The organism is Undibacterium sp. Rencai35W (assembly GCF_049340185.1).
Lineage (GTDB): Bacteria > Pseudomonadota > Gammaproteobacteria > Burkholderiales > Burkholderiaceae_D > Undibacterium.
On record NZ_JBMPPC010000004.1, the window covers coordinates 220,084 to 235,393 of the forward strand.

Annotated in this window: 10 protein-coding genes; all 10 read right to left on the reverse strand. The window is 47.7% G+C overall.

Annotation, left to right across the window (positions count from 1 at the left end):
* Positions 1 to 76: 76 nt before the first annotated feature.
* The gene (locus ACO0K3_RS10545) at positions 77 to 1,264 is read right to left on the reverse strand and encodes a glycosyltransferase family 4 protein (protein WP_422984372.1); all 1,188 of its coding nucleotides are present in this window, start codon (positions 1,262 to 1,264) and stop codon (positions 77 to 79) included.
* A gap of 239 nt (positions 1,265 to 1,503) precedes the next feature.
* On the reverse strand, positions 1,504 to 3,720 hold the full coding sequence (locus ACO0K3_RS10550) for a hypothetical protein (RefSeq protein ID WP_422984374.1): 2,217 nt from the start codon (positions 3,718 to 3,720) through the stop codon (positions 1,504 to 1,506).
* A gap of 300 nt (positions 3,721 to 4,020) precedes the next feature.
* On the reverse strand, positions 4,021 to 5,256 hold the full coding sequence (locus ACO0K3_RS10555; protein WP_422984375.1) for a pyridoxal-dependent decarboxylase, exosortase A system-associated: 1,236 nt from the start codon (positions 5,254 to 5,256) through the stop codon (positions 4,021 to 4,023).
* Positions 5,253 to 6,845: an acyl-CoA ligase (AMP-forming), exosortase A system-associated gene (locus ACO0K3_RS10560; RefSeq protein WP_422984376.1), complete on the reverse strand. Its 1,593-nt coding sequence runs from the start codon at positions 6,843 to 6,845 to the stop codon at positions 5,253 to 5,255. Before ACO0K3_RS10560 ends, ACO0K3_RS10555 begins: the two co-directional genes overlap by 4 nt.
* A gap of 52 nt (positions 6,846 to 6,897) precedes the next feature.
* Complete coding sequence (gene prsR, locus ACO0K3_RS10565; RefSeq protein ID WP_422954973.1) at positions 6,898 to 8,250, reverse strand: PEP-CTERM-box response regulator transcription factor; 1,353 nt, start codon at positions 8,248 to 8,250, stop codon at positions 6,898 to 6,900.
* Entirely contained in the window at positions 8,247 to 10,352 is a 2,106-nt protein-coding gene (gene prsK, locus ACO0K3_RS10570) for an XrtA/PEP-CTERM system histidine kinase PrsK (RefSeq protein WP_422984378.1), read from the reverse strand. Before prsK ends, prsR begins: the two co-directional genes overlap by 4 nt.
* 25 nt (positions 10,353 to 10,377) lie before the next feature.
* Positions 10,378 to 11,775: a TIGR03013 family XrtA/PEP-CTERM system glycosyltransferase gene (locus ACO0K3_RS10575; protein WP_422984380.1), complete on the reverse strand. Its 1,398-nt coding sequence runs from the start codon at positions 11,773 to 11,775 to the stop codon at positions 10,378 to 10,380.
* Positions 11,776 to 11,984: 209 nt separating this feature from the next.
* Complete coding sequence (locus tag ACO0K3_RS10580; protein ID WP_422984382.1) at positions 11,985 to 12,839, reverse strand: PEP-CTERM sorting domain-containing protein; 855 nt, start codon at positions 12,837 to 12,839, stop codon at positions 11,985 to 11,987.
* Positions 12,840 to 13,015: 176 nt separating this feature from the next.
* Positions 13,016 to 14,443, reverse strand: a complete 1,428-nt coding sequence (locus tag ACO0K3_RS10585; protein WP_422984384.1) for a hypothetical protein — start codon at positions 14,441 to 14,443, stop codon at positions 13,016 to 13,018.
* A 52-nt stretch (positions 14,444 to 14,495) separates the two neighbouring features.
* The gene (locus tag ACO0K3_RS10590) at positions 14,496 to 15,308 is read right to left on the reverse strand and encodes a PEP-CTERM/exosortase system-associated acyltransferase (protein WP_422984386.1); all 813 of its coding nucleotides are present in this window, start codon (positions 15,306 to 15,308) and stop codon (positions 14,496 to 14,498) included.
* Between the last annotated feature and the right edge of the window lie 2 nt (positions 15,309 to 15,310).

The window sequence follows — 15,310 nt, forward strand, 5'->3', positions numbered from 1 at the left end:
TGCCGCACTGTTTATGCAGGCATTGAAAATATACTCAGTCCAGTATATTCAATATCAGTCATTCGACTGACAGCAATTACGACGGCTTCTGACGCTTGTTGTTCAGAATTTTCTCAAACAGCGCGAGCTGTCCTTGCGTGGTCGCATCCCAACTGAACTGTTCCGCATAATGACGCGTCGCCGACCTCTCGGGATAATGCTCCTGTAGGTGCCGCACCGCCTGCACCAGGCTGGCAGGCGTCCGTTCCGCCATCAGCACACCGGCATCCGGCGACGCCACGACCTCCGGCGTACCCCATACGGTACTGGCTACGACAGGCGTACCGCATGCCATGGATTCCAGCAAAACATTCGCCCAACCCTCGCGCTCAGAAGCGAGAATCATAGCATCGGCAGCACCGTAATACGTTCTTAATTCATCTTGCCGCAGAGCACCTAAAAAATTAACGCGATCGCTGACCCTGAGCTCTTTCGCCAGGTTCTCTAACGACTGTTTTAAGATGCCACTCCCGGCAATCAGCAATCTCATTTCCGGTAACAAGGGCAAGGACCGGATAATCAGCTCATGTCCCTTGACCGGCACCAGATGGCCGACCGTGAGCAGGGTGAAGGTACTTAAACCCAGCTCCTTGCGAGCACTCTCTCTGTCAACCGGACGAAACAATTGCAAATCAACGCCGTTGCGCAGAGAAACAATGTGATCCTGATTCACCCCCAAGCGCACCAGCTCATCTTTCAAGGCGTTGCAGACAGTGATCACACCGCTGGCATTGGCGGCAGCCTCAAGGATTAATTTCCTGGGACGAGGATACGAGGGCAACAAGGTAATGTCCGAACCCCGAGCCGTAATCACGACCGGTTTATTGAAATATTTTCCCAATTTGGTCGCGGCAACACCATCGGGATAAAAATAATGCGCATCGATCAGATCAAAGTCATATCCCTCGTCCATCATGCGGCCGATGCAAGGCCTGGCAGCCATTGCCAGCATATGCGGCGCGATATGCATACCGACTTTGGGTGGCAAGAAATAACGCGGATGGTCAACCTGGATGTCAAAGCGCACCTCATGCTCAGGTACTTTGGCAAAACTCGCATACTGACCAAACACAGGATGGGTAGCAGGAAACCACGGTACCGGCGCGACCACCCGCGATGTCACCTGACCGCTCGCTAACAAATGACGCAAACGTGTCTCGACGAAAATACCGTGGCCTGGTCGCTGTGCGTTCGGAAATAGGGTGCTAAAAGTTAATAGCCGCATCGGTTTTGCATTGTTTTTAGTTTTGCCAAGGTCGTGCCAGCTGACTTTTAGTCCATGATTGACGCCTGTACCGAACTCGGCGCTAAATTAACTCGAAATGGACGTTTAAGGATGACCGCTTAATTTAATATCAAATTATAAACAAATTTGATCTGGCATGGTGAGTTTATGAGTATCAGGAAGTACAAATAAAAAAGCATGAAACCCCGTCAGGATTTCATGCCTGTCGCTGCCTGGAACTAACGAGGAATAACGGCGAATTCTGGATTCGTTGAATAGTCGGGCTTGACGCTACGGCTCATAAATATTTTCCATGCGTCTGCACCACCTGCCACACCGGAGTCCACGCTGTAAGCAAGCGCTGGTTGCATATTGGAAGGAAAGCCCTCTGTGCCGTAAGCGTAGCCCGTCATTTCACCGACCTTCAAACCAAGATTAGCGGCCATTGCGGGACTATTACACGCCAGCGAAGTCAAGGTCGCAGGGCTGCTGGCGAGGTAAGCCTGACCTATCGTCGTGTAATAACTGCTGGTTGCCGTATCACGGACGTTCATGGAATAGATCGCTCCCAGTATCCAGCAATAAGAAGGATCGTTCATCCGGCTAATTGGGAATTTTGCTTTCCACTTCAACAGAGGCAAGGCTTGGGTATAGCCCAGCTCGGCTGCACGCCCTGCTGCCGAGGTAAAGAAGTCATCCATCCAGGGGGCAATGCCGCGCTTGTCATTGTATTCCGTCGAGTACAGATCAAAGATGGCACCCAGTGTATTGTCTGGTTTGGGATTGTTGGTATAGCTGGTGTTATACCAGTCCAGGTTGGTCGCTAAAAAAGTAGCGAACTGGCTCTTCAGTGCATCTTTATCCGGTGTAATAAATGCAGTCTCTGCCAGCGAACGCAGAATCCAGGCTTGCCCGCGTACCGGTGTACGGTTGAACAAACCCTTGATATTGTCACGATAACCGGGATTGCTTTGGAACAGATTCCACATGGTCCAGAATTGCAATTCTTCTAAGTGGTAATAATCCCCTGTTACCAGATAAGGCAGGTAAGAAAAATCAGGCTCATGGTTGGAGTCTGCCACATTCGGGTTCGTACATACACCGCCGCATGCGGGAAAAGCTTCGAGCTTTTTAGTTGCCGGATTAAAGGTGTCGCCAGAATTGCCGAGTATGGTCATATACGGATAATCGAGCAGGCTGATCGGGCGATCAGTATTTTTATCACGGTAATGCATAGACCAGCTACCCGCCAGATCTGCCGTTCCCAAAGTTGCCTGTTTGGCGTCCTTATCCATGCTCAGCAAATAGCTTGCAGCCCAACCCGGCATAAGGCCGATATCAGGCCTGCCACCGGGGCTAGGCATCGATGGCAAAGCCATACCGTTGCCCATTGGCTCAGTGGCAGCACCGGTGAACTGGGTTTTTATTGAGGCAAAAGATGGCGTGGAAAATACGATGCTCTGATCATAATTGGGCACCGCTTTAGACGCGATCAGATAGGCCGTATTGTGACGAATATGTACTTGTGGCTCTGCGCCCCACCAAAACAGTTTGCGCCAGCGTGCGTGGTGATAATGTGTCAGGGCAGACTTGGTATATACCGACTGTCCCGCGACTTTGATTTGCGCATCGTAGGTGATGTTTTGCGGAGCTGGTTCGTAAGCCCAGTTGTTCTCTATCGTGACATCGACTCTGGCCTTGCTTTGCCCGGTATATGAACGAATCGCAAAACGCGCCGTCAAGTGGGGATGTGTTGCGCCCTGCGCGGTCTTCAGTGGTGCCGACACCAGCCATTCATTCACCATGGAACCTGCCAGCCAATTTGTGTACTGACCGGACTTCAGCAAGTCGTCTGCTGATGCTGAATAGGCTACGCCGCCAATCACTGCAGTCGCCGATGCCGTAAAACCGGCAGTAAGTAAAGCCGACGGCGTCCCAGAAACGGGGGCGGTATTGGGCGCAGTGTTTTTAAGCAGGCTGATTGTCTCGGTCTGATTTGCCATAAGCTTAGGAAGTACGCCAGATACCACAGCATGACGCCAGGATCCGTCGTCATGACTAGCCTTCACGTCAAGCTGCAATGGCAATACGCTGCCGTCACTGAGCTTGGCACTGATACTGCTGGAGGCGACGACATCCCCCTTGGCAAAAACATGCCCGAAGCTGAACGGGACATTGCTTTGATCTATGCCAGTATTCTGCACCTTGACTGAGGTAATCAAACCCACGGTCGTATCAGGCGCATTAACCGGAGGAACCGGTGTTGTCGGCGTGGCAGGCGGCGTACTAATCACCGGCGGAATGGCAACAATAGGTGGCGTAGGATTTTGCGGTGTCGCACCGGAGACAGCGGTACCAGCACCGCCACAGGCAACGAGAAAAGCCGATATCGTTAAACACACCAAGTGCGATGCGCTGACTCGTTTCAGTACGGTGGGAAATATTGGGGTAATCATAGGAGCTGCTTTACAAGTGGGGGAACATTGACACCTAGTCAGCATAGTTGTCACGGGAATGATGTCAATTGATTTCTTGCTCTGTCGGTGACACGATGATTCTAAAAAACTTCTGTAAAGATTCAATGAGCATTCAATGAACATTCAACGAAAATTCAATAAAGATTTGATAACCAACCGATGAGATCTGAACAAGAAATAAACATTCGCATGTGACAACTGCTAGAGTAACTTTTGTGCGACAAAAATAGTTAACGGCAGGCCAGAAAATTAGTGAAGCAGGGTTACAACTTCGTTGACTCAGACCACTATTTCTTTCGGTCTGGCATGACCTAGGAAATCATTCGGACTTGCGGTTAATCCGTAAGCTCCCGACTGAAAAACTGCCACAAGGTCATCAACGTCGGCACGCGCAAGCTCCATCCGGTCGGCCAACAAATCCAGCGGCGTACACAACGGTCCGGTGATTGAGGTAACTTCTTTTACATCCGGATACATCTTCGTGGCAATAACGACAGGATAATTTTTACGTATGACTTGTCCCAGATTACCGGACGCTGCAAGGTGATGATTCATACCGCCATCCGTGATCAAAAACACTTGTCCGCGCGACATTTTCCGATCAACGATTCTGGTGATATAGACTCCCGCCTCACCGACCAGATAACGCCCCATTTCAGTTGCGATGCGCGTGCCAGGCATACGCGTCGCCAGTTGATTGACCCAATGCTGCAAATGCTGTCCGATAGGCGCAATCTCTAAAGGCAACTCGCCAGGAAAATAAGGAATACCGAACCCGCCACCGATATTAATCAATCGTGGTGCAACCGGTGCATAACTGGATAAAGCCAGCGCCAGTTCAAAAGTTTTCGCCTGAGCTTCAATGATTGCGTCTGATTTTAAATTCTGAGAGCCGCTGTAAATCTGAAACCCATGAAATTCAACATTCGCCGCAGCGAGCTCTTTTAATAAGGCTGGCACCAGCTCAGCATCTACACCGAATTGCTTAGCGCCACCGGCCATTTTCATACCAGAAGACTTCAATTCAAAGTCTGGATTCACTCTGACCATGACACTGGCCTGAACACCGCAGGCATTTGCCAGCCGGTCTATGCGTCGCAATTCTCCGGCGGATTCCAGATTGATCACAATACCTGCGGCGATAGCCTGAGCTAACTCGGCGTCCGTCTTTCCCGGTCCGGTAAAACTGATCTTTGCTGGTATAAGCGGCGTATCGAGCGCAATTTTTAATTCACCGCCCGAGGCGACATCCAGACCATCTACCAGACCCGCCATGTGCTGTACGACCGCTGGCATCGGATTCGCTTTGAGCGAGTAGTGGAGCAAGATTTCTTGTGGCAAATGGCTACGTACCTGCGCCACTCTGTCAGTCATCGCCTGTCTGTCGTAGGCAAAGAACGGCGTGCTGCCAACACGTTGCGCCAAGCGACGGACTGGTATGCCGCCGAGCTGCAACTCACCATCAACGGTTGAAAACTGCGTTTGCATCGCATGCACAGGTTTGACTTGCTTCATTGAGATACCGATACGAAAAGTTCATGAAAGCGTAACTGCAAGAGTTTGCGATCGATCTTACCATTAGGATTGCGCGGTAAATTCTCTGCCGTTACGGCAATATGCGATGGCAACATATAGCCCGGTAAGTGGCGCTGCATCTCCTTGCGTAGCACATGGATATCGATACTATCCAGCTTGTCTGGCTGTATCACCAGCACAATGGCCTGACCTGATTCGGGATGCGGGACGCCAATCGCCGCCACTTCGCTCACGTGTTGAAAGCCGGAGATGAGTTCCTCGATTTCTGTCGGGCTGATACGATAGCCCGATACCTTGATCATGTCATCGGTCCGCCCGATAAAATAAAGATAGCCCTCGGCATCACGCCGCACAGTGTCACCCGACCACACTGCAATTTCGGGAAAAACCAGTCCTGTAGCAGTACCGGGAATCGGTTTGAAACGCTCCTGAGTTTTCGCCTCATCGTTCCAATAGCCTTGTGATACCAGAGCGCCTCTATGTACCAGCTCTCCAGCCTCATCTGGCGCGCATTCACTGCCATCGGGTCTGACAACCAGAATCTCTGCATTCGGAATCGCTTTGCCGATCGAATCTGGTCTGATGTCTACCTGATCAGGCACAAGATAGGTCGAGCGAAACGCTTCGGTTAATCCATACATCAGAAACACTTTCGCCTCAGGTAAAAGCTGTCGCAGTTTGCTCAGTGTTGCTCCCTGCATGGCACCGCCAGAGTTGGTGATATAACGTAAACTCGATTTTTCTGGCCAGCGTTGCTGTGCGAGCTGCAACCACAATGGCGGCACCGCAGCAAGACCCGTAATCCGTTCTTCGGCAACTGCATTGAGAATATCCCGCGGCATCAAATAGTTCATCAGCACGACGCTCGCACCCACTAAAAACGCCGTGGTAAGCTGACTCAGTCCATAATCAAAGCTAAGAGGTAAGACCGATAATATCCGGTCAGATGCGCTGTTCTGTAAATACTCTGCAACACTCTCTGCACCGGCAATCAAATTACGGTGAGACAAGACGACCCCTTTAGGCTTGCCTGTACTGCCAGATGTGTACAGGATCGCAGCCATATCATGATCAATACACCGGTGGTTTTGCGGGATGCGCTCAGATGCCATAGACAAGGCATCTTGCCAGAGCAGGACACGACAATTCAATTCCTTAATTTCAGGGATGCTTTTACCGACGACAATCAAGGTTTGCAGCTCGGGGCAATCCTTCAGAACAGGTAACAAGGCAGAGATGCGCTCGGACGACGTCACCAGAATTTTGACGTTGCAATCCTTGAGAATATAAGCGACCTGCTCCGCTTTCAATAAAGGATTGACAGGGACAAAAACAGCGCTGGCAGCAGATGCTGCAAACAGTGCCACTACATTCTCTATCCGCTTTTCGAGGAACACCGCAATGCGGTCATGCCGGACAAGATCCAAGACCTGAAGAGCCTCAGAAACGAGCTGAATCTGCTGTGCCAGGTCAGCGTAACTGAGCCGCTGCGCTTGATAACACAGAGCTTCCGCCTGCGGCGTGCGTTGCGCGGTACGGACGACCAATTCGTGGACGAGATAACTCATAAGCTCTGCAAGATCAGCGACGATGGATCAGGCATGTTGATGTACGCCAGACTTATTTAATTGCGTGACGATTCATTAAATCGTACAGGGTCGGACGACTGATGCCTAATAGCTCTGCGGCCTTTGCAATGTTTCCATCCATCCTGGCAAGTGCTTTGACCACGGCCTTATGCTCAGCCTCCTCACGTATCTGACGCAAATTGATCGGCGCTTCCTCCACAGGTTCGGACGACAAGCCAAGATCCTCTGCGGTAATCTGTGGGCCATCCGCCATGATCACGGCACGCTTAATACAGTTTTCCATTTCGCGCACATTGCCGGGCCAGGTATGACTCTCGATCATTGCCAGCGCATCCTGGCTAAAATTTAAGCCAGGACGCCCTTCTTTCGCGTTAAATTTATTCTTAAAATGATGTGCCAGTAATGCAGCATCGCCATCACGTGCCGCCAGTGGCGGGATATTAATGACGATTTCACTGAGCCGGTAATATAGATCCTCACGGAATCGCCCGGTGGTAGCCAGCTCTTTAAGGTTCTGATGTGTCGCGCAGACAATACGTACGTCAACCGGAATTTCTTTATGCCCGCCAATACGTTCTACTACACGCTCCTGCAAAAAACGCAGGAGCTTGGCTTGCAAAGGCATAGGTAGATCACCGACTTCGTCAAGGAAAAACGTTCCCTCGTTAGCCAATTCAATTTTGCCTAAATTTTGTTTTACCGCACCGGTAAAAGCACCTTTTTCGTAACCGAATAACTCACTCTCTAATAAATTCTCCGGGATCGCTGCGCAGTTAATCGCCATGAAACGCTTGTCCTGCCTAGGACTCAACTGATGCAGTGCGCGGGCTAATACTTCTTTACCTGTACCGCTATCTCCTAACAGCATGACCGATGCGGACGAAGGCGCTACTTTTTCAATATTCCTACAAACCTTCAGCATGCCAGGGTCGCGACTGATGACGCCGGACATCGGCGATGCCGTCTGCATTTGCAACATGCGCCGGTTGTCTTGTTGCAGTGCATGTAAATAAAAGGCCCGCTCGATAACTAATCCCAGCATCTCCGGCTCGAACGGCTTTTGATGAAAGTCATACGCCCCCAGCCCGATTGCCTTGACCGCGTTTTCTCTGTCCTGATTACCAGAAAGTACGATGACTTTTGTGTCCGGTGCCAATGACAGAATTTGCTGCAAAATCGCCAGTCCCTCTGTCGCACCATCAGGATCGGGGGGCAATCCGAGATCCATCGTGACAACCGCAGGCTCGTGGCGGCGCACCAGTGCTAAGGCACTTTCTCTGTCTCCGGCAACCAGGACTTCATATGCGTCGAAACTCCAACGCAATTGTTTTTGCAGCCCAAGGTCATCCTCAATAATGAGCAACTTTTTCTTTTCTTGGCTCACGATGTTACCTTTTGTGTTTGAGCATCTTGCAACGCATGTGTGTCATCTAAAAAATAGCCAGGCAAAATGATCTTAAAGCTGGTGCCAACAGAGACACGGCTCATGATTTCCAGTTTCCCGCCTAACTCGTCTATATATTCTTTGGTCTCAAAAACGCCAATTCCCATACCAGCGACCTTGGTGGACACAAAAGGGCTGAAGAGTTTGTCCCGGATAAATTCCTCAGACATACCGACACCTGTGTCTTTAATTTCGATCAGTGCATGACGATGTTGCTGGGAAAGCTTGACATGCACTTCGCCATGTTTAGGCGTGGCTTCAATCGCATTCTGAATCAGATGTCCGATAACGCGCTCTAACCGTTCCCTGTTTGCAAACACTTGTACATCTGGACTGTTAATCTCCAATTTCGGCGTTGGCTCGTATGGTGATTTGGAATCAACAGCATGCCTTAACAAGGCATCCAGAGGAATCACCGCCAATTTATCAACCGACGCACCTCTGCTTAATTTTTGCAGTAAAACCTTCATCTTTTGTACTGAGTGGTCTATGGTATCGACCATATCTTTTTGAAACTCAGGATTATCTTTATGTTTCTCCGCGTTTGATAACAGCAGGGATAACTGCGCTACCAGATTTTTTAAATCATGCACCATGAAGGTTGACATACGATTGAATGACTCGAACTGCCTCGCTACCATTAGCGCATTCGCCGACTGCTCTTGCGCAAGATAACTCGCGGCCTGCACACCGGCGATTTTTAACAAATCCAGGACTTCCCAGTTCAGTTTTATTTTGCTGCGAGCTTCTGCCAGCAAGATAAAACCAAAGAGTTTTCCATTAAAGATGAGGGGCAATACCAGCCAGGCTCTCGGATAATGTTGCAACCACTCCGGAATAGCCACTTCAGCATAAGGATTGGTTTGATCATCGGCATGAGATAAGTCGACAACCCACTGCTTTTCTTCAAGCAGCTTGCTGAACGCACTGTTTACTGGTTCGGTTGAATTCCCTAAAGGCATATTCCAGTTGTTCACTGGTTCGCACAATCCCGATTCACGTCTGACGAATAGTACGCCAGCAGGACTCTCGACTAAGCTTGCCAGAGCACGGATCACACGCTCCCCCAAATCATCACCGCCAATCGAAAGTGTTCTGGTAAATCGTATCCACTCTTCTCGATAGTCGTAATTATAGTTGTAAAAATGCTTACTTATAAAAACTTTAAGCCACGATCTTACTGAGCCAGAAAACAAAAGTACCACCAGCAAAATAACGGCGCCAAACAAGAAGGCGACCTGCATGACTGTTCCCCAGTTTCCACCGAAGAATCTTAAGTAATATCCAGCAGCAGCCATCGCGAGCAAATAAAATGCCGCACCAAATAAAGTGGCCGAATGGAATAGCATGCGGCGGGATACCAGAATACCCAGCGACCATTTAGGATTACGCGCAACCGATATCGCGATCAAGGGTACGCTGATCGCATCAACCAGACCGCGTGCCGCCCATATCTCAGGATTAATCGTACGGAACAACATTGCATCGCTATACAAATAAAAATCGTACGCGAACAGTCCGCCAATACCAAGACAGGCAAACTTGATGCCCCAGCGACCCTGGTCCGACATATTGCGAAAAAATTGCTCAACCAGCAGCAGACCCATCACGGCTAAAGCAACCCGGCCAAACGTATCAGTAATTAAGCTGATCTTTGCGCTGAGAGGATCACCGATCGTAGAATGCGCATAGATGGTTGAAAAAAATAACGTTCCCAAAAATATCAGGATGACTTGCTTGTAAGGTTTGCCACTCACCCAAGTGAACATATTGCCGAAAGTTTGAGGATGAAGAAGTATCAGCAAGAAAATGATCCACGACGCACTTCTAGCAATTTCTAACGCATTGGCAAACGTGGACAACGGCAAGCTAAACAGAATATGAAATGCCAGCGTGGCTGCCCAGGATGTGGTGATGATACAGGCGGCAGCAAGTGTTTTCCAATGAAGTCGCCCGCGCCATGTAGTCATCAGAACGACTGACAGAATAAGAAATGCGAAGGCGGCGACAAGATAGCTTAGTGAAACAACGCTAATCAGCATTTACTCTACTTTCTATGAACGAGCATTATCTTGCTCCCTTACCCAATAAAACGACCTGTACTGTTTCCAGCAAAATCAAAACGTCTAAGAACAAGCTATTATTTTTTACGTAATACAAGTCGTATTGCAGTTTCTGTACGGAGTCTTCAACTGAAGCACCATAGGCATAGCGTACTTGCGCCATACCGGTGATGCCAGGCTTGATACTGTGGCGCATATTGTAAAAAGGAACGTCTTTACACAATTGGTCGACAAAGAATGGCCTCTCCGGACGCGGACCTACAAAACTCATTTCTCCGCGTAATACATTCAGGATTTGAGGTAACTCATCAATACGTAATTTACGGATGACTTTACCAACACTGGTTGTACGCGGATCATTATTAGTCGCCCATTGCGGGCTGCCAGATTTTTCTGCATTGATTCCCATACTCCGGAATTTCAGGACCATGTAGGTTTTTCCGTTTTTACCCACTCGTTCTTGTTTATAAAAAATCGGTCCGCGATCTTCTATGTAAATCAATAAGGCAGTCACCAGCATGATCGGCGAAGACAGTAAAAATATGATTGCGCTCACGGTCAAATCAAATATCTGCTTGCCAAATCGTCTTAAAAAACTTTGATTAAACCCGTCACCAAAAACCAACCAACCCGGCTGCAAAGACTCAACACGAATCTGACATGCTTCACGCTCAAAAAATGCCGCGGCGTCAATGACCTTAACACCATTTAATTTACAGTCCAGCAAATCGTCAATGGGGAACTGCGCACCACGACGGTTTTGTACGGCAACCACGATTTCATCAGCATGGTACTTCTCTGCAACTGAACTCAGACTCGCTTCGGAAGACAAGAGATTCGTCACTGGAACCTGGCATATCTCATCGGTGACGGGTACAAATCCCAAAATCTCGTATTCATGGTGAGCAGTGTTGGTCAGCGCCAGTTCATAACATTCTTTTGCCAAGGAACCCGAGCCCAGAAAAATGATCCTTGATCGCAGCAACCCTGATTCTGAGGTTTTAAAAATCAAGACTCTTGCGGTCAAAATGCCAATAGCAGCAATCACCAGCACAATGCCCAGTACACCACGCCCAATGAATAATGTGGGAAGCACATAAAATGTCAACGTAACCAAAATGAGCGCTAACGCTAAAGAAGGCATCAATCTTAAAAAGGTATTTCTAATGCCTTCACGAAAATTGATCTGGTACATCCCCAAAGCACTCATGCTGAACACAACAATCGATGCAAAAACCAAAGCCGTACTAAAGAAATTATCTGATTTTTCAGAAAAAGGAAAAGCACTATCTAATGTGCGGATGATGGCTCCCAAATAAACCGAAGCAAGTGCAATACTAAATTCAATCAATAGAAGAATTGATGTAATACGCGATACATGGTGATTAGCAATTCTAAACATCGACACTCCACAACCCGACAAATAAATTATATTGTAAAAATAACATTCTTTATGTGACAGATTACTATATTTTTGATAATTTTCACAGCGCTTAATGTGACTTGTTTTAAATATCGAAAAATAGATATCTCACAACAACTCTTTAGGCAGATACAAACAAAAAAGCTGCCTGGTTTACACCAGGCAGCTTTTACCAAGGTCGACTTGGATTATTTTCTTCTACGACGAATACTTGCCAGACCAGCCAAGCCCAAGCCCAGCAAGCCCAGTGATGCAGGTTCTGGGATTGCATTACCGCTTACCTGACCAGCTGATTTTACTGTCCAGCCAATGTTAGAAGCTTTGTTACCCAAGTTATCGAACGTAACATTTAACAAAAAGTCATGCGCGTTACCATTCGGATCAATCGCTGTGTTTGTGTCAAACTGCGCTGCCCATGCACCGCCAGTTACATCCAGGAAACCCTGACCAGCACCGGACAAGCCAGTGTTGGCATAAGAAGTAATGTAGCTAGCAGCAGGATCATCACCAATTACGCCGGCACCAAAGTTTGCGGACAGTACATTAGTACCTCCTGTAATGCCCGTATATGCATATTGACTTGTGCGTCCAGCAGTTGCTGTCGCTGGATTCCAGTCAACATTATTCAGATACAAATCCATCCATCCGCCAGTTGCCAGTGCAGTCGTTGTTTTGACCAGACCTGTGCTAACTTCGACATAGTAATCTTTCAGACCGCCGAACAAACCAGTTAAATACTGACCAGTTCCTTTAGTCCAAACGATGGAGCCATCAGAAATTTTAGAAATTGACGCTACGGAAAAAATACCCCAAGTATCATCACCGTAAGAATTTGGCCATGGATTGGAGGCAATACCGTCACAGCCACTTGTTGTTGAGCACTTAACACCTGGAGTAGCGCCGTACCCGATTGTGCCCGCATCGTAATTATCGATCGTGAATTTCAGATCGCCTGCTACCAGACTAATCGCACTTGCTGATCCGACCATACCTGCAGCCAAAACCAAACCTGCAACCAGTTTTGAAATTTGTTTCATATTCATTTGAGCTTCCCCTTAATTTAGGTCAAATCACTATCTCGACGCGTATCTATAAGCACAAGGTATGCCAGAAATCACAAACAATCATAAGTGACTGATTTTATTAGTTAAAATACTTTTTTAAATTAACTAAAAGGCAATCAAAATACATTGCTGTAAAAATAACCGACATAAAATATTTACCCCAGCCAATAAACAAATTTACGCTCATAATCCAAGGATTTTCCGTATGGAAAATCGTGATAGGAATAGCAAATAGTTTCTACGCGCCCATACGTCAAACTGGCGGCAGCTTGTAGCGAGGATGCAATTGATTGCGGGGAAATTTCATTTCCGTGTTGCAACTGGATTTCCCAGCGAAGACCATTCACGGCAGAGGTCAAACGAAAAGCTCCGCTGACTTGAGCCGCAATTGCCGGATCTGCGTAAAGCAGGTGCTTAAAATGATCCAGATGCATACCATCTGGCAGATAGTCCTTAGCTCGCCCATGTAAGGCAATCACAGGTAAAGAGGGGGGAGAAAAATCTTTATTGGTTTTTTTGCATATCGCATTTAATTCAGCATTGCTGAGCAACTTTGCTTTATCCCCGGTTTTATAACGCATCAACGGGATAGGTATATCCGGATCAAGCATGGAAACTAACAAGTCTCCGTTACCGTGCTTGTCCGTATTCACCACTTCGACGAAAGTCCGCATGGGGTTAAAGACCATGAAGGACGGCACTGGTGCGTCAATTGCGCTACTGCCAAATAAATCGATCAGCAAGTCCGGCTGACTCATACATGTTCTGCGTATGGCAATGGTTTCTCTTGTTTCATTAAACAGGTTCAGTCCTAATTCGCCTACGCCCATAGAGCTGCCAATCAGGCCACTGGTTGGATCATCAGGATTGCCGTTCAAAACCAGTGCAAGATAATCTCGGAATGACTCGCTAAACGTTTCTTCACCGACAATGACATTAACTCGGTAACGACGCCAGTCAAGCCTCTTAGTTTGAGAAAAATCACATAATTTTTTAAGAAAAATAGGATCGCCACAAAGAATAATTTGCTCAAAAGCAGCACCCGCTTGCTCGACAATTGCGCAAGCCATATCCTCTCTGACGCTGACGTTAGCCACACATACGGTATCCGATTGAAACGTCACCCCCATCGGTAAGCAATTGATCAGCAAAGTTTTATAGCGGTCAATATCAAAGGCTAACTCAAGCCCCATATCAATCAGAGTCGCGGTTGATTTCAATTGCTTTCTGGTACTGAGTCCGATCGCAAAACCATTACTCCCATGACCTGAGCTGGTGAGTATGGAGGCGAGCTGCGATGTATCCGTATCGCGGGCAATTAATTGATCGATAGGGAAACGGCGGAATGTATTAGATTTTTCCAGGACAGGACAACGTCGCACAAAATCATCAACAGTATTAATGTTGCTTACTGAAGCATCATATTCACGCAGCAAAATTTGATAGGCAGGTGAGCATCTGGCGGCTCTGCGAAATGCACGAATCAGCTTCTTTTTACCCAGTTGAATAAGCTGATCAGACGTGGTTCTCGCTAACTGATAGCGAATTATCCGCCTGCTTAATCTGGCAAAAATTGGATTCATTTTTTTGTTTTCCAGAAATTGAATTTGTTTTGGAGTCCCTGCATTTCTATGCTTATTTTTTCTTTGTTATCTGCTGCCAGAATGTACTGATCATGGTTCTGATAATTACGTTGTACGGTATCTGTTCGTCATTAAACCAGGCGGCCAGAAATTTGTTTTCTTTATGTAGCCGTTTATTAAGTTCGTCCAGATCCACGACAAAAGGCGTAACCGGACCGTAGTAGTCAGTTTGCGGGCCTATCGGCACAAAACGAAATCCCATTTTATCCAGCGATTTTGCCAGCGAGCGCTCCATCGCCGCATACCAATAGCGAATGCCATTTTTTCGGCTGTAGCGATACATCTCCCGATATAAACCTAGTAATAGTAAAGGGCTGTTACCGTCCCGTTTTTTCCCGCCCTGATGCGGCTGAATTGACGCGGCATTCCCTTTTTCCCGGAAATCCTGAGATACACCTTCCATCGAATCGCCTCTACGACGACGATGTGATTTGCGGACGACTAAGCGTGATATTTCACCAGCAGCCTCCCTGGCGGGCATGACATAGTCATCAAAAACGCTACAATGCCCCTCAAAAGGATAATTCAAATCAGGAGATGGCTGCACCAGGCGCACCGTACCAACAATCTGGTTATCCATAGTGAAGGCGGCAAAATGCGTGGAGCACTCATCAAACTCATCACTTTCTAAACCATCTTTAAATTCCTCAGTAGGCAGAAAATGACATTCGAGACAGTACACCTCATATCTCAGTTGAAAAATTTCTTTGAGGAGAGTGGACTCAATATTTCCACTTAATTCCTTACGGAAATTAAAGTAAGGAACCAGAATATCGCGCTTGCTAAGTAATCTCTTAATCAGCATGT

Coding starts and splice junctions, on each gene's coding strand:
- ACO0K3_RS10545 (WP_422984372.1), bottom strand. CDS start 1,264: ATGCGGCTATTAACTTTTAGCACCCTATTTCCGAACGCACAGCGACCA.
- ACO0K3_RS10550 (WP_422984374.1), bottom strand. CDS start 3,720: ATGATTACCCCAATATTTCCCACCGTACTGAAACGAGTCAGCGCATCG.
- ACO0K3_RS10555 (WP_422984375.1), bottom strand. CDS start 5,256: ATGAAGCAAGTCAAACCTGTGCATGCGATGCAAACGCAGTTTTCAACC.
- ACO0K3_RS10560 (WP_422984376.1), bottom strand. CDS start 6,845: ATGAGTTATCTCGTCCACGAATTGGTCGTCCGTACCGCGCAACGCACG.
- prsK (WP_422984378.1), bottom strand. CDS start 10,352: ATGCTGATTAGCGTTGTTTCACTAAGCTATCTTGTCGCCGCCTTCGCA.
- ACO0K3_RS10575 (WP_422984380.1), bottom strand. CDS start 11,775: ATGTTTAGAATTGCTAATCACCATGTATCGCGTATTACATCAATTCTT.
- ACO0K3_RS10580 (WP_422984382.1), bottom strand. CDS start 12,839: ATGAATATGAAACAAATTTCAAAACTGGTTGCAGGTTTGGTTTTGGCT.
- ACO0K3_RS10585 (WP_422984384.1), bottom strand. CDS start 14,443: ATGAATCCAATTTTTGCCAGATTAAGCAGGCGGATAATTCGCTATCAG.
- ACO0K3_RS10590 (WP_422984386.1), bottom strand. CDS start 15,308: ATGCTGATTAAGAGATTACTTAGCAAGCGCGATATTCTGGTTCCTTAC.